Origin of the sequence: Pseudoalteromonas sp. P1-7a (assembly GCF_001401855.1) — a bacterium.
GTDB lineage: Bacteria > Pseudomonadota > Gammaproteobacteria > Enterobacterales > Alteromonadaceae > Pseudoalteromonas.
In genome coordinates this window covers 1-207 of the sequence record NZ_LKDU01000183.1, presented here as the reverse complement: position 1 = coordinate 207, position 207 = coordinate 1, and the positions used below count along the sequence as shown (strand labels likewise).

At 47.8% G+C, this 207-nt stretch carries 1 rRNA gene; it reads left to right on the top strand.

Going from position 1 to position 207, the window contains the following annotated elements:
• Window positions 1-20 precede the first annotated feature (20 nt).
• Window positions 21-207: ribosomal RNA gene (locus AN389_RS20060) — 16S ribosomal RNA — on the top strand; the annotation flags it as partial.

Genomic DNA, 207 nt, shown 5'->3' with positions numbered 1-207 from the left:
TTCGGAACATAAAAACTTTTTAATTGAAGAGTTTGATCATGGCTCAGATTGAACGCTGGCGGCAGGCCTAACACATGCAAGTCGAGCGGTAACAGAAAGTAGCTTGCTACTTTGCTGACGAGCGGCGGACGGGTGAGTAATGCTTGGGAACATGCCTTGAGGTGGGGGACAACAGTTGGAAACGACTGCTAATACCGCATAATGTCT